22 protein-coding genes are annotated in these 22820 nt (G+C 54.3%); 15 read left to right on the top strand and 7 right to left on the bottom strand.

Annotation, left to right across the window (positions count from 1 at the left end; translation table 11 throughout):
* The first annotated feature begins 85 nt into the window (after nt 1–85).
* A complete protein-coding gene (rsgA, locus tag M0651_RS14995) occupies nt 86–1180 on the top strand; it encodes a ribosome small subunit-dependent GTPase A (RefSeq protein WP_248552549.1) in 1095 nt (364 codons plus the stop codon).
* A 59-nt stretch (nt 1181–1239) separates the two neighbouring features.
* Here the strand turns inward: rsgA and M0651_RS14990 are convergent, their stop codons facing one another.
* Entirely contained in the window at nt 1240–2028 is a 789-nt protein-coding gene (locus M0651_RS14990; RefSeq protein WP_248552548.1) for an alpha/beta hydrolase, read from the bottom strand.
* A 221-nt stretch (nt 2029–2249) separates the two neighbouring features.
* Here M0651_RS14990 and M0651_RS14985 point away from each other — a divergent pair, with 221 nt between their 5' ends.
* Nucleotides 2250–3467 (top strand): MFS transporter, encoded by a 1218-nt coding sequence (locus M0651_RS14985; protein WP_248552547.1) that lies wholly within the window; start codon nt 2250–2252, stop codon nt 3465–3467.
* Between the two features lie 78 nt (nt 3468–3545).
* On the opposite strand, the gene M0651_RS14980 is transcribed toward M0651_RS14985, so the two are convergent.
* A complete protein-coding gene (locus tag M0651_RS14980) occupies nt 3546–3785 on the bottom strand; it encodes a hypothetical protein (protein WP_248552546.1) in 240 nt (79 codons plus the stop codon).
* 372 nt (nt 3786–4157) lie between these two features.
* Here M0651_RS14980 and M0651_RS14975 point away from each other — a divergent pair, with 372 nt between their 5' ends.
* The 6 genes from M0651_RS14975 to M0651_RS14950 all read left to right on the top strand — a co-directional run bounded on the left by M0651_RS14975 (nt 4158) and on the right by M0651_RS14950 (nt 8429).
* The gene (locus M0651_RS14975) at nt 4158–4982 is read left to right on the top strand and encodes a hypothetical protein (protein WP_248552545.1); all 825 of its coding nucleotides are present in this window, start codon (nt 4158–4160) and stop codon (nt 4980–4982) included.
* A gap of 150 nt (nt 4983–5132) precedes the next feature.
* Complete coding sequence (locus tag M0651_RS14970) at nt 5133–5516, top strand: GntR family transcriptional regulator (RefSeq protein ID WP_248552544.1); 384 nt, start codon at nt 5133–5135, stop codon at nt 5514–5516.
* Nucleotides 5517–5518: 2 nt separating this feature from the next.
* Nucleotides 5519–6406 (top strand): ABC transporter ATP-binding protein, encoded by an 888-nt coding sequence (locus M0651_RS14965; protein ID WP_248552567.1) that lies wholly within the window; start codon nt 5519–5521, stop codon nt 6404–6406.
* The gene (locus M0651_RS14960; RefSeq protein ID WP_248552543.1) at nt 6378–7013 is read left to right on the top strand and encodes an ABC-2 transporter permease; all 636 of its coding nucleotides are present in this window, start codon (nt 6378–6380) and stop codon (nt 7011–7013) included. Before M0651_RS14965 ends, M0651_RS14960 begins: the two co-directional genes overlap by 29 nt.
* 102 nt (nt 7014–7115) lie before the next feature.
* Nucleotides 7116–7925 (top strand): SDR family oxidoreductase, encoded by an 810-nt coding sequence (locus tag M0651_RS14955; protein WP_248552542.1) that lies wholly within the window; start codon nt 7116–7118, stop codon nt 7923–7925.
* Nucleotides 7926–8063: 138 nt separating this feature from the next.
* Nucleotides 8064–8429 (top strand): DnaJ family domain-containing protein, encoded by a 366-nt coding sequence (locus M0651_RS14950; protein WP_248552541.1) that lies wholly within the window; start codon nt 8064–8066, stop codon nt 8427–8429.
* A gap of 34 nt (nt 8430–8463) precedes the next feature.
* Here the strand turns inward: M0651_RS14950 and gluQRS are convergent, their stop codons facing one another.
* Both gluQRS and M0651_RS14940 read right to left on the bottom strand, forming a co-directional pair.
* Complete coding sequence (gluQRS, locus tag M0651_RS14945) at nt 8464–9438, bottom strand: tRNA glutamyl-Q(34) synthetase GluQRS (RefSeq protein ID WP_248552540.1); 975 nt, start codon at nt 9436–9438, stop codon at nt 8464–8466.
* Nucleotides 9439–9461: 23 nt separating this feature from the next.
* The gene (locus tag M0651_RS14940; RefSeq protein ID WP_248552539.1) at nt 9462–10787 is read right to left on the bottom strand and encodes a hemolysin family protein; all 1326 of its coding nucleotides are present in this window, start codon (nt 10785–10787) and stop codon (nt 9462–9464) included.
* A 79-nt stretch (nt 10788–10866) separates the two neighbouring features.
* Between M0651_RS14940 and hrpB the strand changes: the two genes are divergently transcribed.
* The 7 genes from hrpB to M0651_RS14905 all read left to right on the top strand — a co-directional run bounded on the left by hrpB (nt 10867) and on the right by M0651_RS14905 (nt 20594).
* Nucleotides 10867–13497 (top strand): ATP-dependent helicase HrpB, encoded by a 2631-nt coding sequence (gene hrpB / locus M0651_RS14935; RefSeq protein ID WP_248552538.1) that lies wholly within the window; start codon nt 10867–10869, stop codon nt 13495–13497.
* Between the two features lie 542 nt (nt 13498–14039).
* A complete protein-coding gene (locus M0651_RS14930) occupies nt 14040–16130 on the top strand; it encodes a glycosyl hydrolase family 18 protein (RefSeq protein WP_248552537.1) in 2091 nt (696 codons plus the stop codon).
* A 320-nt stretch (nt 16131–16450) separates the two neighbouring features.
* Entirely contained in the window at nt 16451–16948 is a 498-nt protein-coding gene (locus tag M0651_RS14925) for a PTS sugar transporter subunit IIA (protein ID WP_248552536.1), read from the top strand.
* A 34-nt stretch (nt 16949–16982) separates the two neighbouring features.
* Entirely contained in the window at nt 16983–18449 is a 1467-nt protein-coding gene (nagE, locus tag M0651_RS14920; RefSeq protein ID WP_248552535.1) for an N-acetylglucosamine-specific PTS transporter subunit IIBC, read from the top strand.
* Nucleotides 18450–18617: 168 nt separating this feature from the next.
* The gene (locus M0651_RS14915) at nt 18618–19478 is read left to right on the top strand and encodes a sensor histidine kinase (RefSeq protein ID WP_248552534.1); all 861 of its coding nucleotides are present in this window, start codon (nt 18618–18620) and stop codon (nt 19476–19478) included.
* The gene (locus tag M0651_RS14910; RefSeq protein WP_248552533.1) at nt 19453–20100 is read left to right on the top strand and encodes a response regulator; all 648 of its coding nucleotides are present in this window, start codon (nt 19453–19455) and stop codon (nt 20098–20100) included. The genes M0651_RS14915 and M0651_RS14910 overlap by 26 nt, the downstream gene beginning before the upstream one ends.
* A 110-nt stretch (nt 20101–20210) precedes the next feature.
* A complete protein-coding gene (locus M0651_RS14905; protein WP_248552532.1) occupies nt 20211–20594 on the top strand; it encodes a cupredoxin domain-containing protein in 384 nt (127 codons plus the stop codon).
* A gap of 67 nt (nt 20595–20661) precedes the next feature.
* Here M0651_RS14905 and M0651_RS14900 read toward each other — a convergent pair whose 3' ends face one another.
* Genes M0651_RS14900 through M0651_RS14890 form a run of 3 tightly spaced genes read right to left on the bottom strand, consistent with a single transcriptional unit; the run spans nt 20662 to nt 22776 of the window.
* Nucleotides 20662–20961 carry a metal-sulfur cluster assembly factor gene (locus M0651_RS14900; protein WP_248552531.1) on the bottom strand — a complete coding sequence of 100 codons (300 nt, stop codon included), beginning with the start codon at nt 20959–20961 and terminating at the stop codon, nt 20662–20664.
* Nucleotides 20962–20987: 26 nt separating this feature from the next.
* Nucleotides 20988–22229: a heme-copper oxidase family protein gene (locus tag M0651_RS14895; RefSeq protein ID WP_248552530.1), complete on the bottom strand. Its 1242-nt coding sequence runs from the start codon at nt 22227–22229 to the stop codon at nt 20988–20990.
* A gap of 13 nt (nt 22230–22242) precedes the next feature.
* Nucleotides 22243–22776: a DUF2249 domain-containing protein gene (locus M0651_RS14890; protein ID WP_248552529.1), complete on the bottom strand. Its 534-nt coding sequence runs from the start codon at nt 22774–22776 to the stop codon at nt 22243–22245.
* Nucleotides 22777–22820 lie beyond the last annotated feature (44 nt).

The raw sequence follows: 22820 nt of genomic DNA, 5'->3' as shown, positions 1-22820 counted from the left end.
GCTATGGGACCGCCAAGGAGACGAGAAGATGGAATGTCGGAAGGTCATTCATTTAAGGGCAAAACGGCCCAAGGAGGAAAAGGAATTGAATTTACAAGAACTAGGATGGAACGCGGAGCGGGAGAATGCTTTTCGCGGAATGGGGATAGAGCAAGTCTGGCCAGGGCGGATCGTCGCCGATCACGGCCATAAGTATCGGGTGGTTACGGAGCGGGGAGAGGGCTGGGCTGAAATGAGCGGTCGCCTGCAATACGAGTTGAGCGAACGAAGTGAGTTCCCGGCGGTAGGGGATTGGGTCGCGTTACGCTTCCTTAGCGAATCGGACTGTGATGCCGTCATTCATGGCTTGCTTCCGCGCAGCAGCCGAATCTCGCGGCGGGCAGCCGGATCGGTGCCAGTCGAACAAGTCGTTGCAGCCAATGTTGATCTGCTGTTTCTCGTCGCCGCGCTGAACATGGATTTTAATCTTCGCCGGTTAGAACGTTATCTGATCATGGCCTGGAACAGTGGAGCTTCCCCGGTCATTGTACTAAGCAAAGCCGATTTATGCGAGGAGCCGGAGCGTTATGTGGCTGAAACGGAGTCGATCGCCCCCGGCGTGCCCGTCATTGCGGTCAGCGCCTTGGAGGACCTAGGCCGCGAGCAAGTCGACGCCTTGCTGAAACCGGGAGTCACCGTTGCGCTCACCGGTTCGTCCGGGGCCGGGAAATCGACGATACTCAATTGGATGGCAGGGGAGGATGTGCAGAAAACCCAGGCCATCCGTGAGGATGATAGCCGTGGGCGGCATACAACGACGCACCGCGAGCTGTTTGTGTTGCCGCAAGGCGCGGTCATGATCGATACACCGGGAATGCGCGAGCTGCAGCTATGGGACGACGAAGGAGGATGGTCCGAAGCGTTTGGCGACATCGAGGAGTTGGCCAAGGAATGCCGCTTCGCGGATTGCCGACACCAGCACGAAGCCGGTTGTGCGGTCAGGGAGGCGTTGCAAAGCGGTCAACTTGAGCGCAAACGGTTTGAGAACTATCTGAAAACGCAGAGGGAGCTGAAATTTCAGGCGGCGAAGGAGCAAACTCGCCAGCGCTCCGTGCGTGCCGCATCGTCAAGCAAAAACGGTCGACAAGAGCCGCGTGGCAAAGGGGAGCAGCGTCGGCGATATGCCAGCGACTGGGAATAACGAAGTTAAAAAGCCGGTCAGGAGTGATCCTTGACCGGCTTTTTGGTGGGGCTGTCCCTTTATTGGTGTTCCTTCGGTTGGAGCGGCAGCCATTTCAGCACATCTTGGATTTTCGCATCCCAATATCCCCATTCGTGGGAGCCCGGGCCTTCCTCGTAGGTCAGCGGCAAACCTGCGCGGGTGCATGCCTCGCGGAACGTCTGGTTGTCCTCATATAGGAAATCCTCCGTACCGCAGCATTGATACAAATGGAGAACCGGCTTGCCATCCTGCAAGTCTTTAGCGAGTGGGTCTATCAGTGTAAGCAGGTCGTTCTCCGTGCCCTGCGGCCCGGCTTCCCCGAAAATACGCTGGAACAGCGGTGATAATCCATGCCGGCTGTTCGCGATGTCGAGCGCGCCCGATAAGCTGGCAGCGGCAGAGAACGTCTCTGGCTTACGCAACGCCAGCTTGAAAGCGCCGTAACCGCCCATTGAGAGACCGGCGACAAACGTGTCCTCACGCCGCTCGGACAACGGGAAGAAAGACCGACACAGCCGCGGCAGCTCCTCGCTGACGAACGTCCAGTAGCGGTTGCCGAAGGCCATATCCGAATAGAAGCTCAGATCAACCTGGGGCATGACGACAGCCAGACCCAAACCCGAGACGTACCGCTCGATGGAGGTACGGCGCAGCCAGATGGAATCGTCGTCTGACATCCCGTGCAGCAGATAGAGAGTCGGATACGGTCCAGCGACCCCAGGAGCGGACATTCCGATTTGCGATTGCGCGGGTTCTGGCAAAATGACAGTCATCGAGGTGCTAAGTCCTAACACTTCCGAGAAAAAACGACATTGAAACAGTGCCATTAACGCTCAAGCTCCTTTTCTTTATGCCGCCTCAGCACACGCAAGTAAGCGTTTACCAAAGCGATCATCCAAGCATGAATAAAACCTGCGTCTTCCTGTCCATTATACCGCGGAAGTCCAGAAATCCGAAATCATCCAAAACGCTTGACAAGAAATCGTGCTAATATAGAGATAACGGGTTAGTTCCAGGGCAAGAATTGACAACGCTGGGGGTGGATCAAGTGAATTTCCCCTGGAAAAGAAATCTGTACGTGCTGTGGCTTGGCGTATTTTTTTGCAGCACCGCGTATTCCATGGTTATCCCATTCATGTCCTTGTTTATCGCACACGATCTTGGGGTAACCGAGCATTTGACGCTTTGGTCGGGGATTGCATTTGGCATTACTTTTTTGGCCGGCGCTTTGATCTCTCCGTATTGGGGGTCCCTGTCGGACAAGTACGGCCGGAAGCCGATGCTGCTCCGCTCCGGGTTCGCCTTAAGTGCGGTGTATCTCCTTTACTTCTTCGTAAAGGATCCTTATCAGTTGATCGCCGTTCGCATTTTGTCCGGTCTCTTGGCGGGATATGTGCCTTCGGCCATCGCATTAGTCGCGACGAATACGCCGGAGAAACATGTTGGCTATTCCCTTGGAATCATGTCTACGGCCGGAGCGGCAGGAGGCATTATCGGGCCGCTGGTGGGAGGTTCGCTCAGCAAGTTTATCGGTTATCGGGAGTCGTTTCTGGCGTCGGGCTGCGTCGTGTTAATCTCAGCGTTGATCGCCTTGATCTTCGTGAAGGAGCAGAACTTCGACCGCAATCGAGAGCGTTCGCATGTGTTGGACGATCTCAAAGAGGCGTCAGCCAATCGTCCGCTGATGGGGAAGCTGTTTGTCGTGCTCATCGTGACCGCCTCGGTGATGGTGCTTGAACCGCTGCTTTCGTTGTATGTGCTTGATCTCGGCGCTTCCGCATCCAATGCGTCGTTCAGCTCGGGTATTATCTTCTCGGCTGTCGGTATCTCTACCGTGATTGCCGCTCCGCTCTGGGGCAAGATCGGAGAACGGATTGGCTACCGCAATACGTTGATGATCGGTTTGATCGGCGGCGGGGTAGGCAATATTCTGCAACATTTCTTCCATTCCCTGATCGGCTTCGGTACCCTGCGCTTCGTCTATGGCTTGTTCTTCGCCGCCGTGTTCCCGGCGCTCAACGCCTTGATCGTACAGGCAACGAAACCAGAATTCCGCGGACGGGCCTTCAGCTTGAACCAGTCGGCCAGCCAGCTCGGGAATATGGTTGGACCGATCGCCGGCGGGGCGCTGGGCGGATGGATCTCGATCCCGGTCGTGTTCGTCTTGAATGGGGTGCTGCTGTCCATAACCGCGGCGACGCTCCGATTCAAATCCAGATTTGGAAGCGGCCGTTCAGAGGAGCAGGAACTTACCGACACAAGATGATCGACGACATGAAATAAGGCTCCGTGTAGTCAGCGATAAGCTGATGCACGGAGCCTTTGTTATGAATCTGCCGCTAGATTAATAGAGAGACAGCGCAAGGGAGTCAAACTCGCTCTTGCTATGCAGGATGGCTTCGGAGCCCTCGATTTCAATGCTGATGAGGGAACTCAGGCACTTCTGCAACGCTTGCTTGCCATTATAATATTTGTACTCGAGCGCGCTCGTCAGTAGTTTCAAAGTACGCTGCACAGGCTGCTTGCTATCGACATTGAAATAAACTGGTACCAGGTTGTTTTGGAAGTTAATCAAGATTTTCATAAGAATCACCTCTATACAGTGGTTTCATAGTACATATTGTAGAATAGAAATCTTAAAAAAAGATTAAGAAAACATTATGTTTCGATAAATGTTTGATGACAACGGGCAAATCAGGACGGAAGTCGAGGTTTGCACGCTCGCTAACACTAATACGGATGTCCGGATTAAAAAGTTTCATCATCTATGAAAAAATGTGCTTCACCTCCTATTTTCATGGGTACAATGTAATAGATTGGCAAAAATTTCCGAGCATCGGGAAAACGAATAGTGGTATGATTACTGCATCGGAAGCGGGATATAAAATGGCGCTAACTAGTACCGGCAGTTAGGTCGAACTGCGGAAGCAAGACCCAATTTGAAGGAGGTGGACGGATGTTGATTACGGATTCTCCCCGCAAGAAAAAAGTGGTGCTTCAAGCTCGCGAATGTTTGTATGTAGCGGAGCGGCTGGGTATAAACCGATGGCTGGATCCGAACCATCCGTTTCATGTGTTTTTGCGGGAGACGCCGGACCCGGAAGCCGAAGACGCAAGGGAGGCGTTGAAGAGCAAGGGATATATCGTGGAATCAACGCATGAAGATCGGCTAAGTCTGCCGCAGCATGTCCTGGACGATTTGATCGTCGCCTCCGCTGCAAGCAAAGCTTGCCAGTTGACCTATACTTGCGGGAGACGGAGCTTTGAGGAGTATCTACATATCGCCGGCGATCGGGTGATCCGTTTGGTACGATGGGCGGGGGAGGCTGACGGATTCACAATCGAACGGACAAACGGGGGGAAGCCGCTAAGCGGAGCGTTGGCTGGACGGATGAGATGGAACTCGCGAACGCCGGGCGAGCTCCCCGCATTGATGATGTCCAAGAAACAGTTCGATATGGTGATGAGTCAGACCCGAGAGATGGATCTCCATCGCCTGGCCGCCCTTCTGGCTGAGATGACGGGCGATGTGGAGGGCAGTATAGCCTTGGCGAAGTGTATGAAGACCCCTCTGGCACAGGGGGAGATCCGGTTTTATGCGAACCGCGGAGACGGCTGGGAAATCCAGCAGATGCAGTTTATGAACAACACCCATATGAACTGGTTAATTCGATTCAGCGCCAAGGATGATGAGGATTGGATGATCGTGACCCCAACACCGCGTCAACAATTTCAGGAGATCCTGCTGAAATGGTTTCAGCAACCGGTCGAAGCGGAATGAGGGAGTAATCAAATCACAGAGATCGAAAGCGAGAACAGCTGTCTGTCAGAGACGGCTGTTTTTTTACGTGAATCCATTGATTTTAGTGTTAATAATGTATATATTGTCTATATACACTATTAACAAAATAATCAGTCAAGAAGGTGGAGCATGGATATTTTGCTTTCCCATTCCTCGGGTGAACCGATCTATCTGCAGATCGTCATGCAAATTCGCGACTCGATCCTGCAAGGGAAGCTGACGCCGGGGACGGCGTTGCCATCCATTCGGCAGCTGGCTAAGGATTTGCAGATCAGCGTGATTACAACAAAGCGAGCTTACAACGAATTGGAGCAGGAAGGCTTGATCGATTCCGTCGTCGGGAAAGGATCGTTTGTCTCCGGCGGAAATCAGGAATTTATTCGTGAGCAACGACTCAAAGCGCTGGAGAGCAAACTTCGGGAAGTTCTGGAAGAGTCCAAAAGCCTCCCGATGTCCATGGATGAACTGATCGAGTGGATCCAACTTTTGGATCAAGAAGGAGGAAGCGCATGAGCATGAATGCAGTTGAGGTGGAAGAACTCGTCAAGCATTATGGGAGCTTTGCGTTGTCTGGATTAAGTTTTACCGTACCGAAGGGGTACATTACCGGGCTGATCGGGCCCAACGGAGCGGGGAAAAGCACGGTGATTAAGGCGATCATGGGTATGGTGTTGCCGGAAGAAGGGCGGATCACCGTTCTGGGGAACGCGGTTACGGGGAAGGAAGGCAGTTACAAGCAACAGATCGGATACATTTCCGATGAGAGCATTTATTACGAGTATTTGTCGATGGAGCAGATGAAGCGGATTGTCGCCCCCTTTTACGACCGCTGGGATGAAGCATTATTCACGAAGTATATGGAGCTGTTTGAGCTTCCGAAACGGAAGAAGATCAAGGATTGTTCCAAAGGGATGAAGATGAAGTTTGCCATCGCTATGGCGCTGGCGCATCATCCTAAGCTGCTGATTATGGACGAGCCAACCGCTGGTCTAGACCCCGTGTTTCGCCGGGAGCTTCTCGATTTGTTAGCGGAATACATTTTGGATGAAAACAATACGATTCTGTTCTCGACTCATCTCACGACGGATTTGGATCGTGTAGCCGATTACGTGACGTTTCTGAATCGCGGTGAATTGGTTTTCTCGGACAGTAAAGACGAAGTGCTGGAACGTTACGTGATCGTTAAAGGGAGCCGCGAACTCCTGGATCCCGATGTGCGCAGGGAACTAGTTGGCGTACGGGAAACCGCGGTTGGATTCGAAGCGCTGGCGAAGGACCAGGAGCGGGCTCAAGCCCTGTTTGGGGCTAACGCGTTGTTCGAGCGTCCCACGTTGGAAGAGATTATGTATTATACGGCAAAAGGGGGAAACGTGAATGCCTCATCTCATCCATTTGGTTCGTAAAGACTTCCTGCTGCTGCAGCGGTATCTCTGGTTGCTGTTCATTTATATGGTGGTGTTCTCCGGGTTCGTGCAGTCGGATGGCTCGCCTTTATACGGCATGCTGCCGGGGATGGTGCTAATTCTGGCGCTGAATGCCGATATGCGGCTTCCCAATCAGCAATTTCTAGTCAATTTACCCATTCGCCGGAGTTATCTGGTTCTGTCCAAATACGTTTCCGCGTTTATATTAATGTTACTCGCCTTTGCCCTCTGTATGCTGCTGAATACCGGGGCGAATGCGGTACATGGCCAGTCGACAGCGGTAAACCTCGGTCAAATGCTTGGGATCTTCCTGGCTCAACTAGTGTTTATGGCAATTTATATCCCGATCTACTATTGGCTCGGGTTAAAAGGCGCGCAGTATCTGAATGTAGCGATGATTATAGTGGTCATGATCGGAAGTCAACTCTCATCAAGCCTGCTGAGCGATGCAGATGCCGTACCGCTGTCGTCGTCCATTACGAACCATCCCGTAGCGGCGGGTATTCTGGGGGCCAGCACGGGGATCTTAGCCCTCGTCGTTTCTTATCTTGTCTCCCGGATGATTTTTGCCCGGCGGGATTTGTAATTGCGTTGGATGGACTTAAAAACACTCGGAATTGGGTAATCTGGATAAAGGCAGGAAGATTATTCGCCCAAGAACCCATTTTCATCTTAGGAGTGTGAAACCATGACAAGCAATCAGACGACGAACCGCGAACGGTTCCGGGGAAAGACGGCGATCATCACCGGGGCCGGTTCCGGCATCGGTAAAGCGGCGGCGGTAAAGTTGGCCAACGAAGGGGCGCAGGTCGCGCTGTTCGATCTGCTGGATGAGCGTACGGAGCAGGCGGCACGGGAAATCAACGCTATTCGCGAAGGCGCAGCCCGCGCATATGACGTCGATGTGGCGGACCCGAAGCGAGTTGAGCAGGCGGTTCGTGAAGCGGTCGAGCACTTCGGCGGCGTCGACGTCGTGTTCGCCAATGCGGGCATCAACGGCAAGCTGGCGCCGGTCGAAGATTTGAGCTTCGAGGACTGGGAGAAGACGCTTAGCATCAATCTGACGGGCACGTTCTTAACTGTTAAATATACGGTCCCCTATTTAAAGCAAAGGGGCGGCGGAAGCATCATCATTACTAGCTCCATCAACGGGAACGATACGTTCTCCGGCTTTGGAATGTCGGCATACAGCACGACCAAGGCAGGGCAGGTGGCTTTTGCTAAAATGCTGGCCCTGGAGCTGGCCCAGTTCAAAATTCGTGTGAATGCCATCAGCCCAGGCGCGATCTCTACCAACATCGACGCTTCGACGGAGAAGAGTAAGGAACTGCAGGAAATCGTTATCCCGGTGAAGTATCCGGAGGGCTCGCAACCCCTCTCGGACGGACCGGGCCAGCCGGAAAATGTCGCGGATCTCGTCGCTTTTCTGGGTTCCGATGAGGCGATCCACATCACCGGCGCTCGAATCGTGATCGATGGGGCGGAGTCGTTGTTATAAATATGAACATGAACGCTTTCGCGATCGCGGAGGCGTTTTCCTATTTTCTTAAGGATCAGGATGAGCATCAGCGTAGATGGAACTCAGGACCGCTGTGGTATGATAAGGGAAGAAATAAACGCTTGAGGAGGGATCGCAATGTTGTCCTGGCTGGCGGAACAAAAAATTGCGGAGTCGATGGCGCGCGGGGAGTTCAACGATTTACCCGGGAAGGGGAAGCCGCTGATCGTTGAGGATTTGTCCGGGGTACCAGAGGACCTCAGGATGGCTTATAAATTGATGAAGAATGCTGGTTATGTCCCGGAAGAAATTCAGCTGCAACAGGAGATGGTCCGGCTCGCCGATTTGCTGGCCGCTTGCGAGGAAGAGCCGGAGAAGCAGGCTTTGAAGAAGCGTTTGTCGGAGCATCAGCTCCGATTGAATTTGCTGGCTGACGAGCGCGGCTTGCTGACGAATCCGGCGTTCCGGCAGTATGAAGAGGCGATCCGCCGGAAGCTGGAGTAGGAGGTACATGGTGCTGCGGTCTGGGGCAGACAGCTTACGACTGGGAGGTATTGGGAAGCAGTTGTCGGACCATCGTTTCGGTCAACACAAACGGTTCCCGCGAAATCCGGTCCAAATGGAAGCCGTTAATCAGGTCCTTGGCGGATACGTCTTCCGGTTGGTCTAGCAAGCCGCTGATATAGGCGAGCCAGCCGATCACCGTTTCCGGCTTCGTGCCGGCGGCGCGCAGCGCGGAGATACCGAGATCGCCGTGGCGTTTGGCCAGCCGCCGGCCGTCTTCACCGAGGATGAGCGGGGCATGGGCGAAATCCGGCGGCGTCAGCCCTAACGCAGTATAGAGGTGGAGCTGGCGCGGAGTCGAGTCCAGCAGATCGTCACCGCGCAGTACGTCAGTGATGCCCATCCGAGCATCGTCCACGGTTACCGCCAGCTGGTAGGAATACATGCGGTCGGCGCGGCGTACGACAAAATCGCCGCCGCTTCCCGGCGGGAAGACTTGCGGCCCGGCGATACCGTCGATGAAGCTGACGGCCGCAGGGCCGATGGCGAATCGAAGCGACGGCTCTTTGTGCTGCGCCCGGCGTTCCCGTTCTTCCGGGCTCAAGCCGCGGCAGGTGCCGGGATAAGGCGCGCCCTCCGAGGACAAGCCGTGCGGCGCACCGGCCACGGCCAGCAGCTCGGCCCGGCTGCAAAAGCACGGGTACAACCGCCCCTCTGCGGCAAGCTTCGCCAGCGCTTCCTCATAGAGCTCGGTTCGCTGGCTTTGATAATACGGCCCGGAGACTTCAGAAGCCCCCGGACCTTCATCCCAGTCCAGGCCCAGCCAGCGAAGATCAGTGAGGATCCGCTCCGTAATCTCCGGCTTGGAGCGCTGGATGTCAATATCTTCGATGCGCAGCACGAAGATCCCACCGACCGCACGCATTTGCAGCCAGGATAGCAGCGCAATTTTGGCGTTGCCCAAATGCATGTCGCCGGAAGGCGTAGGTGCAAAACGACCGCGTTTCATGTTGTTCACTTCCTTGATTTATCCTAGATTGAATTCGACTCCGGCTCAAAGGCGTTGCCGAGGGAGGAGGGATCCCGCTTTTCGATTTCGATTTTACGGATTCGGCTGTCTTCGCGTTCCAATACGGTAAACTGTAAATCCCCATAGACCAGCTGGGTTCCCGCTTCAAAATCAAGGTTCTGTCCATAAACCCAGCCGCCAATCGTATCCGCGTCCTCTTCTTCCAACTCGGCGTCCAGCAAATCGTTGATTAACGAGACCGAAACTTTACCGTCAACAATGAGGTGATTCGCCGCGACCTCTGTAATTTCCTGCTCTTCCTCTGCATCGAATTCGTCCCGAATGTCGCCGACGATTTCCTCTAGAATGTCCTCAATCGTAACCATTCCGCTTGTTCCGCCGTATTCGTCGATCAGTACGGCGATATGCGAACGTTCCTTCTGCATCTTGGTCAGCAAGGCGGGGAGAGGAATGTTCTCCGTGACGGTCATCACCGGCCGGACCAGCGAAGCCAAAGGAGCCTCCGCCTGATTGTCAGGAGCGAGAAATAACGCTTTCGTATTGATGACGCCGATAATATTGTCTTTATTTTGACGGATGACCGGGAATCTCGTATATTGCTCCTGGCGAATGATCCGTAAATTTTCTTCGCGCGATTTGGTCGCATCCAAACAAACCATATCGGTTCTCGGGACCATGATGTCTTTGGCAAGCAGCTCGTCGAAAGCGAAGATCCGATTCACGAAGCGGTATTCGCTTTTGTTGATTTGACCGCTCTTCAGGCTTTCGCTCAGCAGAATCCGCAGCTCCTCTTCACTATGCGCATCGCTCCAGTTCGCTGCGGGTTTTAGGCCAAGAATCGAGACGATACGGCGGGAGGAACGGTTGAGCAACCAGAGGACAGGGGACAGCAAGAAGCTTAGCGCTAACAACGGCTTTGCAACAGCCAAGACGACAGCACCGCCGCGCTGGGCAGCCAGCACCTGTGGGACCAATCCGCCAAGCACGACATGCAGATAGGTAATCGACACGAAGGCGATCAGAAAAGAGAAGAAAGTTTCCACTGTTGCGGAGAAGGGGAGACGGACAAACAGGGGCGCAAGCAGGCTGCGTACGGCCGGTTGACCCAGCCACCCCAGTGTCAGTGAGTTGGCCGTAATCGCCAGCTGGCATGTTGGTAAGGCCTGGTCCAATCGTTCCGATAAGGTACGAAGCGCGGCTGCGCCACGTCGGCCTTCCCGTTCCCAAACCTCAATTGTTCGCGGGTGCAGGGTTCGCAGGGAAACCTCAATGATGACGAACAATGCGGTCATGGCAATCAGCAGTAAAATGACGAGCAGCTTGAACATGGCTTTTGCCCTCCAATCCTTTAAGTCCTTGCTCCGTATGGTAAAATGTTTTCATAGTGTAACCCGTAAGGAGAGAATCATGACAAAGCTTCCTTTGCCTATTGATGAAGTTATACCTGAACTAAAATCGTCGCTTGATCGTACGGGAACTGCGGTGCTGTTAGCGGAGCCCGGTGCAGGCAAGACGACGCGGGTTCCGTTGTCGCTGCTCGGCGAACCCTGGATGGAGGGACAGCGGATCCTGCTGCTGGAACCACGCCGTTTAGCAGCTCGATCAGCTGCTGTTTATATGGCTTCCCAGCTGGGTGAAGGTGTTGGGGAGACGGTCGGGTACCGGATGCGAGGCGATAGCCGAGTGTCGGGGAAGACACGAATTACGGTCGTGACCGAAGGAGTTTTAACACGGATGCTGCAGCAGGATCCGGCGTTGATCGGAACTGGTTTGGTTATTTTTGATGAATTTCATGAGCGCAGCTTGCATGCCGATCTCGGGCTGGCGTTAGCTTGGCAAAGCCGCCAGCTGCTTCGTGACGACTTGCGGCTGCTGGTGATGTCGGCGACGCTAGACCCCGCACCGATCGCTGGCCTGCTGGACGGGGCTCCGATTGTGCAAAGCCGGGGACGGATGTTCCCGGTGGAGACGGTGTATACGCCGGGAACGCCGAAGGAGCCGCTGGAGCGCACAGTGGACCGGGCGGTTCGCCGAGCATTAGCAACGCACGACGGCAGCGTGCTCGTGTTTCTGCCCGGCGCGCGGGAGATCCGCCGCGTCGAGATGCTGCTGGCGAGCGGCGGCTTGCCCGCCGGCGTCATGCTGGCGCCGTTGTACGGCGCACTGCCGCAAGCAGAGCAGCGTCGGGCGATCGAGCCCGCGCCGGCGGGGCGGCGCAAGGTCGTGCTGGCGACGTCGATCGCCGAGTCGAGCCTGACGGTGGACGGCGTGACGGTGGTGATCGACAGCGGCCTCCGCCGCACGTCGTTGTTCTCGCCGCGCACCGGCATGAGCCGGCTCGTGACGGCGCGCGCGGCCCGCGACTCCGCCGACCAGAGGCGGGGGCGTGCCGGGCGGACGGCGCCCGGCGTGTGCTACCGCCTCTGGAGCGAGGCGGAGGACCGCCTGCTGGCGGCGCGGACGCCGCCGGAGATGCTCGAGGCGGACCTCGCGCCGCTCGCGCTGGAGCTGGCGGCGTGGGGCGCCGCCGCGCCGGACGAGCTGGCGTGGCTCGACGCGCCACCGCCGGCGCCGTACGCGCGCGCCGTCCAGCTGCTGCGCCAGCTGGAAGCGCTGGATGCGGCCAGGCGCATCACCGCCCACGGCCGCCATATGGCCGCGCTCGGGCTGCACCCGCGCCTGGCGCATATGCTCCTGCGGGCGCGCGAGCTCGGGCTTGGCGCGCCGGCTTGCGCGCTGGCCGCGCTGCTCGAAGAGCGCGACCTGCTGCGCTGGCCGGCCGGCCGCGATGCGGATCTGCGCGGCCGGCTGGCGCTGGTGCTGGCCGCGTCCGGGCGCGCGGCCGTGCCGGACGAGCTGCGGCGCGTCGCCGCGCTCGCCCGCCAGTGGGAGCAGCGGCTCGCGTTCGAGGAGCTCGGCGGAGCGGTCGTCCCGGAGGCCGCGGACGACCCCGACTTTGAGCCGCCGGACGGCGAAGAAGTGGCCAGCGCTCCTGGCACCGGCCTCGCCGCCCCGGCCATAACTCCGGCCATTCACACGGCCGGATCGTCCGCTCAAGCGGACCTTGACCGCTGCTGCGGCTTGCTTGTTTCCTTCGCTTATCCGGATCGGATCGCCATGCGTCGTCCCGATGGGCGGTATTTGCTACGAAACGGCCGAGGCGCTCAACTGCTCATCAAGGATTCGCTGGGCTCGGAAGCGTTCTTAGCGATCGCCGAGGTCGATGACGAGGGGACGGAAGGCCGGATTTTGCTCGCAGCCTCTCTGGAAGAAGAGGAGCTGTACCGCCATCATGCGGCGGATATCACCGAAGAACGAAGCGCAGAATGGGATGTCGTCTCCGGTACGGTACGAGCTCGAATCCGCCGGACGTTCGGTGCGATCGTGCTAAGGGAGCAACCAGACCCAGCGCCCAGTCCCGAGCAGATCACGTTGGCATTGCTCGGCGCGGTCGCCGCCAAAGGCGTCGCCATTCTGCCGTGGACGGAGAAGGCTCGGAAGCTGCAGGAGCGGCTTATGTTCTTGCATCGCCTTAGCAACAACGATTGGCCGGACGTCTCCGATGAGACGCTGGCTGCGACCGCCGAGGTCTGGTTGGCTCCATATTTGTCCGGGGTCCGCAAGCGGGCGGATCTGCAGGCGTTGTCTCTCTATAACATTCTGGAGAACCTGTTAACTTGGTCTCAGCAACAAGAGCTGAACGCGGAAGCGCCGACACATCTACATGTCCCCAGCGGCTCGAAAATCCAGGTCCATTACGATGGGCCGCAAGCCCCTTATGCCGCAGTACGTCTACAGGAAGTATTCGGCATGATGGAAACTCCGCGGATCGGGTTCGGGCGAATTCCCATCACACTGCACTTGTTATCACCGGCTAGCCGACCCGTTCAGGTGACCTCGGATCTGCGAAGTTTTTGGCAAACCACGTACTTCGAAGTAAAAAAGGATCTGAAGGGCCGTTACCCTAAGCATTACTGGCCGGATGACCCGCTCCAGGCGACCGCGACCCGAAGGGTTCGTCCAGACGGACAACGTTAAGCTAGAGTGAATGTGAACCATTGGTTAAGAAATAGGATTTGTATGCGAAAAACCGAGTACATTTTCCTCAAATTAGCCGATTCTGCGAACTATATATGAGTTATCATACAAATACGTGGGGGAAGCAGAGGGAAGCTAGATTTCTATATGAAATATCAAATAGAATCCGCAACTTCCACGTCTCGCGACAAAATAGATATGAAAAAGCGAATACATGAACCTAACCGTGTGTCATTACATGCCGTAAACGCAGCGATCTTCCCGGATCGCTGCGTTTTTTTGTGATGCGCGAATGTAATCAAATAATAGAAATTTATCCTTTATGCACCAATTCTATTATGATTTAATAGATTTGTAAGCGATTCAAAGATATTTCCTATTGGCGCCGGGACAAGCTTTGGAGGCTTACGGGTAGGAAATGTGTTCTTAATTGGTAGGAGGTGATCGGCAGCGGCAGGCGTAATTTAATGGGTGAATCAAGAGGAAGGGTGTTGCTAGCATTATTCCATTCCAACTTCGATTGAAAGAGAGGGATTTTAGTGATGCATTTAATGAGAACCCGAAGTTTCGCCAAGAAGTGGAAGTTGTTTACCATGACCTGTCTCGCCTTATCCCTGCTGCTCCCGGGCGGCCTGCTCCAACCTAAGGCTGTTCAGGCGGCCGATCCCTACAAAATCGTCGCTTATTATCCATCTTGGGGCGCATATACCCGCAATTTTAATGTCTTTGATATCGACGCTTCCAAGATCACTCATATCAATTACGCATTCGCTGACATCGCTTGGGACGGCCGCCACGGCAATCCAGATCCCGCCGGACCGAATCCGGTAACCTGGCCGACACAAGACGAGAAGGGGCAAACGATCAACGTGCCCAACGGCACGATTGTCCTCGGTGACCCCTGGATCGATGCCGGCAAGCAATTTCCCGGCGACACTTGGGATCAGCCCATCGCTGGGAATATCCATCAGCTGAACAAGCTGAAGCAGGCGAATCCACATTTGAAGACGATCATCTCCGTGGGTGGGTGGACCTGGTCCAACCGGTTCAGCGATGTAGCCGCCAGCCAAGTGACGCGCGAGACATTCGCTAATTCCGCCGTTGACTTCCTGCGCAAGTTCAATTTTGACGGCATCGACTTGGATTGGGAGTACCCGGTAACCGGCGGACTGCCCGGCAATAGTTATCGCCCGGAGGATAAGCAGAACTATACGAAGCTGCTGCGGGAGATCCGGAACAAGCTGGATGCGGCCGGGGCAGCGGATGGCAAGAGGTATTTGCTGACCATTGCCTCTGGGGCTTCCCCTTCCTTCGCCAGCAATACGGAGCTGGGCAATATCGCCTCCATTGTCGATTGGATCAATATCATGACTTATGATTTCAACGGCGGCTGGCAGCAGATTACAGCCCACAACGCCCCGTTGTACTACGATCCGGCGGCTGGCAACGCAGGCGTGCCAAGCGCTTCGGTATTTAATGCCGATACCGCGGTACAAGGCCACTTGAACGCAGGCGTGCCTGCGAATAAATTGGTACTGGGCATTCCGTTCTACGGTCGTGGTTGGGACGGGGTGAATAACGCGGGCAACGGACAATACCAAAGCGCCAGTGGGGTTTCATCCGTTGGAACCTGGGAAGCGGGCTCGTTTGATTTCTACGATTTGGAAGCCAATTATATCAACAAAAACGGGTATACCCGGTATTGGAACGACACGGCCAAGGTGCCTTATCTGTATAATCCGTCCAACCGGCGTTTCATCACCTACGACGATTCGCAGTCAATCGGCTTCAAAACCGACTACATCAAGAATCGAGGTCTCGCCGGCGCGATGTTCTGGGAGCTGAGCGGAGACCGTAACAAAACGCTGCAAACCAAGCTGAGAAACGACTTGGGCGGAGGTGTGACACCGCCGGTGGATACGATAGCACCGTCTGTGCCGACTTCTGTTACGGCAACCTCCAAAACCTCCAGCGCTGTGACGTTAACCTGGCAGCCGTCTTCGGATAACGTGGGCGTTGTTGGATACAATGTCTACCGAAACGGAGCACAAGCTGCCAGCGTATCGGGGACGACGGCAACGATCAGCGGCCTAGCGCCTGCTACGGCGTATAGCTTTACGGTTGTTGCACGGGATGCGGCAGGTAATGTCTCACCGGCCAGCGCTCCGCTCTCGGTAACAACGGATCCAGGAACGAACCCGGGCGATACGACGGCACCAACTGCACCGGGCAATGTTACGGTAACGGCCAAAACTTCGTCCAGCGTGAGTCTGAGCTGGAGCGCTTCGTCCGATAACGTTGGTGTGATCGGATATGAGGTGTATAACGGCAATCAACTGGCCACGACAGTGACTGGGACGTCGGCTACCCTCACCGGCCTTTCGCCTTCAACTTCCTATACGTTTACCGTGAAGGCGAAAGACGCGGCGGGCAATAGCTCCGCAGCGGGCAGCCCAGTGACCGCAACGACGGATCCGACGGGTACGGGGCCAGCGTCATGGGCGCCTTATACCGCGTACACCGTCAATCAACTTGTGACGTATAACGGTGTAACCTATAAAGTGATTCAAGCTCACACTTCGCTGCCGGGCTGGGAGCCCGATAAGGTGCCGGCTTTGTTCCAGGCCCAATGAACCCTTGAACAGGAAGAGAAGGGGAGAGGATAGATCGTTAAAATTTTGAATATCTGACACTGCGTGAACGCTTTCAATTTTTCTATTGACGCTAGGGAGAGCTTGAATTATTATAGTCACATAACCGAAAACCAAATGACTTTTGGCGTGTTACCGTTGATCTAGAATGGGCATGAGCCAAGGAAAGCAGTCCTACTTTATATAGGCTTCTTTTCTTGGCTCTTATTTTTTTGCGCCCGTTTCCCCTGGCACTTCGGGAACTGGCGTATAGTTCTCGCAAAGTTGCCAGAATATAGGTAGTAAGTTAGGAGGAGAGCCATTTGTTTTCAAAATGGAGAAAGAAAAACACCGAGAGTAAGGTTTTGGAGATCCTATCGCCGCTAACAGGGGAGGCCGTGGCGCTGACTCAAGTGCCGGACGAGGCGTTCGCCGGAGGCCATATGGGGCCGGGATTAGCGGTTGAACCGAGCGAAGGGCGATTGGTAGCGCCGTTTGACGGCCAAATCGTTCATGTGATCAAGAGCAACCATGCCGTGATGATGGAGCATCCGTCTGGTTTGCAGTTTCTGTTTCATCTCGGCATCAATACAGTGTCGCTCAAAGGCGAGGGCTTTATCGCCCATGTCGCCGTAGGAGATAAAGTGAAAACGGGTCAGTTGCTGATCGAATTCGATCTTGCGAGTATTCGCGAGGCGGGCTATCCTGTGATTTCCCCAGTTATAGTAACAAACGCCGGAGAAGTGACGAACAGCGTGGAAACCCTCACCGGTCCTGTGACGGCAGGCGGAAACGTCATTTTGAAGGCGGTTTTACAATAAAAAATTTAGGTAGTAAGGAAAGGATGGTTTGTGCATGCTAGCTTTTCTCCAGAAAATCGGTAAGTCATTGATGCTGCCGGTAGCAACTCTGCCTGCAGCAGCGATTCTGCTCAGGTTCGGCAGCATTGACTACATCAAGGATTTTCACCTGGGAGATGGGGTAGGGGGATTCCTCAACACGTATATTGCTCCGTTCCTGGCGGCTGGCGGGGGGACGATCTTCGACAATCTTCCGCTGATCTTTGCGGTAGGTGTTGCGATTGGTTTGGCCGGAGATGCGGTTGCCGCTTTATCCGCTGTGATTGGTCATCTGATCTTGCTCAACGTGCTCGGAAGAGTACCCGGAATTTTCCCAGGACTCATGCAATCCGCCGATACGAAACTAAACATGGGCGTTCTTGGCGGGATTATCGTAGGTTGTATTTCAGCTTACCTCTACAAACGGTACCATAATATCAAGCTGCCGGATTGGTTAGGTTTCTTCGGCGGCAAACGATTTGTTCCAATGGTTACCGCAGTGACCATGGTTATTGTCGGATTGATTTTTGGCTTGATTTGGGGACCTGTTCAAAACGCTTTGGATATCTTTGGCGATTGGGTTACCAGCTTGGGTGGTATCGGTTCGGCTATCCATATCATCGCTAACCGCTTGTTGATTCCGTTTGGTCTGCACCATATCATCAACTCGATCGTATGGTTCCAAATCGGTGACTTTACGAATGCGGCAGGAGACGTCATTCATGGCGACTTGTACCGTTTCTTCGCAGGCGACAAAACAGCAGGCATGTTCATGACCGGCTTCTTCCCGATCATGATGTTTGGTCTTCCGGCCGCTGCCTTTGCGATTATCCATACGGCGAGACCGGAAAGACGTAAAATGGTGAGCTCCATCTTCCTGGGTGCTGCCTTGGCTTCGTTCCTGACAGGGATTACAGAGCCGTTGGAATTTGCCTTTATGTTCGTTGCGCCACTGCTTTATGCTGTTCACGCTGTCCTGTCGGGGATCGCGGCTTATGTTACTTACGCGGTTGGCATGAAACTGGGCTTCGGTTTCTCCGCCGGTTTCATCGATTATGCGATCAACTATCAAATCTCAACCAAACCGCTGTTGCTTATTCCGATTGGTCTTGTTACGGCGGTCGTTTACTACGTGATCTTCCGCTTTATGATCGTCAAGCTGAATTTGAAAACGCCAGGTCGTGAAGATGCGGAAGACATTGCCGAAGTGGTCGAGGAAGCCCCTGCCGGAACAGGTAAGGCAAGCAGCGACAACCGTTCGGCCAAAATCCTGGCCAACATCGGCGGACCGGACAATATCGAGTCCGTGGATGCGTGCATTACCCGCCTTCGCCTCGTCGTCAAGGACGATAAACAGGTCAACGATGCCGCTTTGAAACAGCTGGGCGCATCGGGCGTCATGAGACTCGGCAAAGGCGCTGTCCAAGTCGTGTTCGGACCACAATCCGAAGCGATCAAGGATGACATCAAAAAATTGCTGTAAGGCAACGCACGTTATGCAAAGCAGGGCGGAATCGCACTTCCGCCTTGCTTTTTTATTTTACGGCTCAAATCAGAGAAAGGATTCAAAATTCTGTCTAAACCTTGCCAGCCAGACCTCGACTTATGTAAAGTGAAGTCGATGGGAGACGGACTGAAGGGGAAATAAAACATGTCTTATAAATTTACAAAATGGCTGATTTTGATCGTTCCGACGCTGGTTGTCGGGGTATGGGAGGTGGTACGGCACCAGTTTCTCATGCCTTATGTGTCCATGGAGCTGGGCAACGTGTTAACGCCAATCCTCTTATTCGCGGTGAGCATCACCTTGCTGTACCGTTGGTTTGCTTACCTGGAACGCATGCAGGAGGAGCTGCAACGGGAAAGGGCGCTGAAGGTTCGACTGGAACAGCGGGAGCAGCTGGCTCGGGAACTTCATGACGGTATTGCGCAATCGTTGTTCTTGTTATCTGTAAAAGTGGACCGGGCCGAACGGCAACAACCGGCGTCAAACGGAGCTTACGACTGGAACGAACTACGCAAAACCATTCATGAAGTGAATCGTTATGTGCGCGAAGCGATTTCCGACCTGCGGATTCCGTCCAATGTGAAGGAAGGCGAGACGGATGAAACCTCGATGTCGGCTCTGGTCCGCCGGATCGCTGCCGAACAGCAGCTCACCTTGCGTTTGGATTGGCAACTAGAGGAAACCCATTGGCTGCCTAAGGCGAAGATGGAGTTGTTATCCTGTGTGCGTGAAGCAGTTGTCAATGCAGCGAAACATGCGGGTGTGCAGGACATTGAGATCACGTCAGGGGGAGATCACCGCGACTTCGTTCTGAAAATCATCGATCATGGATGTGGTTTTGCACCGGAAGACGCCGTGAATCAAGGGCGTTATGGTCTGCGAATTATGCGGGAGCGGGCGAACGAGATGGGCTGGGGACTGCTTGTCGCTTCCCAGTCGGGCGGAACAACCATTGAAATTCGGAGAGGAGGCGGTTGTGATGAAGGTTCGGGTACTGGTCGTTGACGATCACCCTCATGCTCGGGAGGCGATTGGAGAGATTTTGTCCGAGGACGAAATGTTCGAAATCGTGGCTTACGCGGAAAATGGTGACGAAGCCATCGCCCAAACGGAACGGTGGATGCCCGATTTGATCTTAATGGATATCCGTATGCCTGGAAAAGACGGTTTGGAGACAACCCGTGATATTAAGCTGCGCTACCCTTACGTGAAGATCGTCCTGATCACCGTGTCGGATGACGCTGCGCATCTGTTTGAAGCGCTGAAGCAGGGGGCTCAGGGATACTTGCTCAAAAACCTGGAGCCCGGGACGTGGCTGGAATATTTGCGAGCGATCGCCAGCGATGAAGCTCCTTTGTCTAGCGAGCTGGCGTTGCGTATTTTGCAAGAATTTCCGGTGAACAAGAAGGAGAGTGGCGAACAACCTCCTCTAACCGCACGCGAACGGGAGATTCTCAGTTGGGTTGCTCAAGGCATGACCAATCGGGAGATCGCTGGCGTACTGCACATATCGGATCAGACGGTCAAAAACCATCTGAAAAACATCCTGCAGAAGCTGCATTTGGAGAATCGGGTTCAATTGACGCGTTATGCTCTGGAACAGGGATGGATCGATCGCCGAAGCTGATATTCCGTACTGATAGGCTAGAAGAGCTTATTGTGATGGAAGTCACAAGGCATAAGTGCTGACCGTTCTAAACTAGGATTAGTTCCTAGTTAAAGAAGGGGGAGAAGTGGATGAACTACCGTCTGACGGCTGCGGTTTGCTTACTTGGCGGAATGCTTCTGTTATCGGCGTGCGCCGACGCCCCGGGGCGCTATATCGGCGGTTCGGAACCGGCGGCGGAAGCGAAAGGACCGGTGAAGTCTTTTACCGTTCATGCCAGCCCATCGGGATATGACACTACGGAAATCAAGGTCAAACAGGGCGACACCGTGCGGATTACGCTGAAAAATACGCAGGGCATGCATTCGCTGAAAATCAAAGGATATAACAAGGAAGTTCGGGGTGGCAAGACGATCACCTTCACAGCAGATCGAGCCGGGACCTTCGAATATTCCTGCAACATCTCCTGCGGTAAGAATCATAAGGAAATGAAAGGCAATTTGGTTGTAAAATAATAAGCTGACGGCTCATCGATCGATGAGGCGCCAGCTTTTTTACATAGGATTAAGATATTAGGTGTCCTTATAAATACCCCAACTGCTCCTTCGCCGCCTCCGACATGTGTTCCGGTGACCAACGCGGTTCCCATACGATGTCGATTTCCGGATTCTGGATTCCGAGCTGATCGTTGAGCACCCAGCGAACGCCGCCGACGATCGTATCATGCATCGGGCAACCTGGCGTTGTTAAGGTCATTTGGATGTGTACTTGATCTTCCTCTTCCCGGATATCGTAAACCAGCCCGAGATCAACAATATTGACTCCCAGCTCGGGATCATAAACTTCACGTAGACTTTCGCGGATCTGATCAATTTTATTCATGGATATTCCCTCCGTTTATATTGAAGTTAATGAGCAAAAACCAATGCAATCAATGTGATATACGCCACGGATACTATCGACAGCAAGGCACCACCGGTGGCGATGACAACCTGTGACCCGAGGATCAGGCCGACGAGGACAGTTAAATTGGCGCATAGGATCAAGATTAATCCGAAATTCGCTTTCCGTTCATCAAGCAGATCGGCTAGCAGCGGCGTCCCCGGACGGCCGGCTTGTTTGCCGTATTTGTGGGTCCACCATAGAAATGGCACGATCTTGGACATGTATCCTAATACGGTGAACGAAACCCAGCAGCTTAGATAAACCCAGCCAACCATGAGCACGGTATGGGTGTCCAGCAAGTGTTCAGGGGATACTAGCGCCCGTATTGCAAACACAACAGAAAATATCGCAAAGATTTGGCTCCCGGTCACGGTCCACTCAATGCCAGCCCCGGGGCTGCGCTTATGCCGCTTGCTGCGAATTTGCAATAGGTGGACGTTATAGCATAATACGGCCAAGACGATCAACAGCAATGCCGCGACTTTGTAGCCCGCTGATAAGCCGAACAGGAAAGAGGTCGCGCCCAGTAAGACGCCCGCATTCCATAGACCTAAGACGACGTACTCCAGACGGGTTGGATAATCATGGGACAAATAAAACATCGGCAATAACTTATAGCTGAATCCGGTAATCAATAGTCCGAACCAGCCTAATGTGCCCAGCCAGATGTGAGTGCCAAACAGATTTTCGTGCAAGTCGTTATAAAGTCCGGTAGCGAAGTTAATCCCCATTGCCATCCCGGATAAACCAGTGAGCAGGAGATACAGGACCGCGCAAGCTGTACCGATCGTGATCGCGTTCCACGTTCCGGCCCGTAGCAGTGTAGCGGCCATGTTCCAGACGAACAAGACGATGCCCGAGAACGCAATAGTCGCAAAACCGCCGATCCAATAGGTGTCGCCTTGGATAAAGCCAAACAGCAGTCCGAACAGGCCTACGGTAAACAGTGCGTAATGAATGTATCCAAGACGTTCGCTGTATAAGTTGGACTGCAGGATCACATTTATTAACTGGTAGACGGCCCCCATGGCTAGCATGGTCGCCCAACCCAGTACAAACAGATGGACCTGGAACCAGCCGGCCGGGCCTCGAATGTCATCCCCGATCCAACCCGTGAGAGACATCAAAGAGGTGGCGTGAAACAGGACGAATCCGAAGATCCCCGTGACGATAAATAGAAAGGGCAAGCGGGACATGGCCGGCATTAGGTACACCTCCTTATGGTTTGCGGATTTGGACTTTCGCGGTACCGTCTGGTTGTTCTTCTATTGTATAGGTACAGCCTAAGCTGTTTAATTCTTCGATTAAAAATACCGGAACCCGGTCATTGTGAATATGCACCTCGTCACCTGGTTTACAACGCTCCAGAGCGGCAAGGGTCCGCACCATCGGCTGCGGCGGTTCGAGTCCGCGGTTATCGAGCTCAATGAGACTGGGGGAGGATAGGGCAGATGCGCTCTGCGCCTTTGGGGCAACCTTAGACTCATCGGTGGTTTCCAACCACGTTTTATTTTTCTTATGGACAAACGTTGTTATCCAATGTTCTTTGTCGTACATGACCGATTGGCCGACGAGCCCCTTCATCTTCAGAAAACCGAGCAATGGCGTGGGTTTGAAGGTGGCATGCAATACGAAGATATCGTCTTTTCCCAGCGTTTTTACTGTGTCCATGATCAGCTGGAACGGCTCCAATTTACTCTTGAGCTGCTCCCGGACGTCCAATTCAACGATTTTGGCATCTTGTCGTTCCATCGAGCTTCACCTCTTTCATAAGATTGCAATCGGGTCATCGTTTC

The sequence above is a fragment of the Paenibacillus mellifer genome, from assembly GCF_023195895.1.
Taxonomy (GTDB): domain Bacteria; phylum Bacillota; class Bacilli; order Paenibacillales; family Paenibacillaceae; genus Fontibacillus; species Fontibacillus mellifer.
This window is presented reverse-complemented; position numbering and strand designations above follow the sequence as displayed.

What these genes read in the sequence shown, in the direction of transcription:
- M0651_RS14960 (WP_248552543.1), top strand. Translation starts at nt 6,378, where the DNA reads ATGCCTCATCTCATCCATTTGGTTCGTAAAGACTTCCTGCTGCTGCAG.
- M0651_RS14915 (WP_248552534.1), top strand. Translation starts at nt 18,618, where the DNA reads ATGTCTTATAAATTTACAAAATGGCTGATTTTGATCGTTCCGACGCTG.
- M0651_RS14895 (WP_248552530.1), bottom strand. Translation starts at nt 22,229, where the DNA reads ATGCCGGCCATGTCCCGCTTGCCCTTTCTATTTATCGTCACGGGGATC.
- M0651_RS14930 (WP_248552537.1), top strand. Translation starts at nt 14,040, where the DNA reads ATGCATTTAATGAGAACCCGAAGTTTCGCCAAGAAGTGGAAGTTGTTT.
- M0651_RS14910 (WP_248552533.1), top strand. Translation starts at nt 19,453, where the DNA reads ATGAAGGTTCGGGTACTGGTCGTTGACGATCACCCTCATGCTCGGGAG.
- M0651_RS14900 (WP_248552531.1), bottom strand. Translation starts at nt 20,961, where the DNA reads ATGAATAAAATTGATCAGATCCGCGAAAGTCTACGTGAAGTTTATGAT.
- M0651_RS14975 (WP_248552545.1), top strand. Translation starts at nt 4,158, where the DNA reads ATGTTGATTACGGATTCTCCCCGCAAGAAAAAAGTGGTGCTTCAAGCT.
- M0651_RS14890 (WP_248552529.1), bottom strand. Translation starts at nt 22,776, where the DNA reads ATGGAACGACAAGATGCCAAAATCGTTGAATTGGACGTCCGGGAGCAG.
- M0651_RS14965 (WP_248552567.1), top strand. Translation starts at nt 5,519, where the DNA reads ATGAATGCAGTTGAGGTGGAAGAACTCGTCAAGCATTATGGGAGCTTT.
- M0651_RS14990 (WP_248552548.1), bottom strand. Translation starts at nt 2,028, where the DNA reads ATGGCACTGTTTCAATGTCGTTTTTTCTCGGAAGTGTTAGGACTTAGC.
- gluQRS (WP_248552540.1), bottom strand. Translation starts at nt 9,438, where the DNA reads ATGAAACGCGGTCGTTTTGCACCTACGCCTTCCGGCGACATGCATTTG.
- M0651_RS14970 (WP_248552544.1), top strand. Translation starts at nt 5,133, where the DNA reads ATGGATATTTTGCTTTCCCATTCCTCGGGTGAACCGATCTATCTGCAG.
- nagE (WP_248552535.1), top strand. Translation starts at nt 16,983, where the DNA reads ATGCTAGCTTTTCTCCAGAAAATCGGTAAGTCATTGATGCTGCCGGTA.
- M0651_RS14980 (WP_248552546.1), bottom strand. Translation starts at nt 3,785, where the DNA reads ATGAAAATCTTGATTAACTTCCAAAACAACCTGGTACCAGTTTATTTC.
- M0651_RS14955 (WP_248552542.1), top strand. Translation starts at nt 7,116, where the DNA reads ATGACAAGCAATCAGACGACGAACCGCGAACGGTTCCGGGGAAAGACG.
- M0651_RS14905 (WP_248552532.1), top strand. Translation starts at nt 20,211, where the DNA reads ATGAACTACCGTCTGACGGCTGCGGTTTGCTTACTTGGCGGAATGCTT.
- M0651_RS14940 (WP_248552539.1), bottom strand. Translation starts at nt 10,787, where the DNA reads ATGTTCAAGCTGCTCGTCATTTTACTGCTGATTGCCATGACCGCATTG.
- M0651_RS14950 (WP_248552541.1), top strand. Translation starts at nt 8,064, where the DNA reads ATGTTGTCCTGGCTGGCGGAACAAAAAATTGCGGAGTCGATGGCGCGC.
- hrpB (WP_248552538.1), top strand. Translation starts at nt 10,867, where the DNA reads ATGACAAAGCTTCCTTTGCCTATTGATGAAGTTATACCTGAACTAAAA.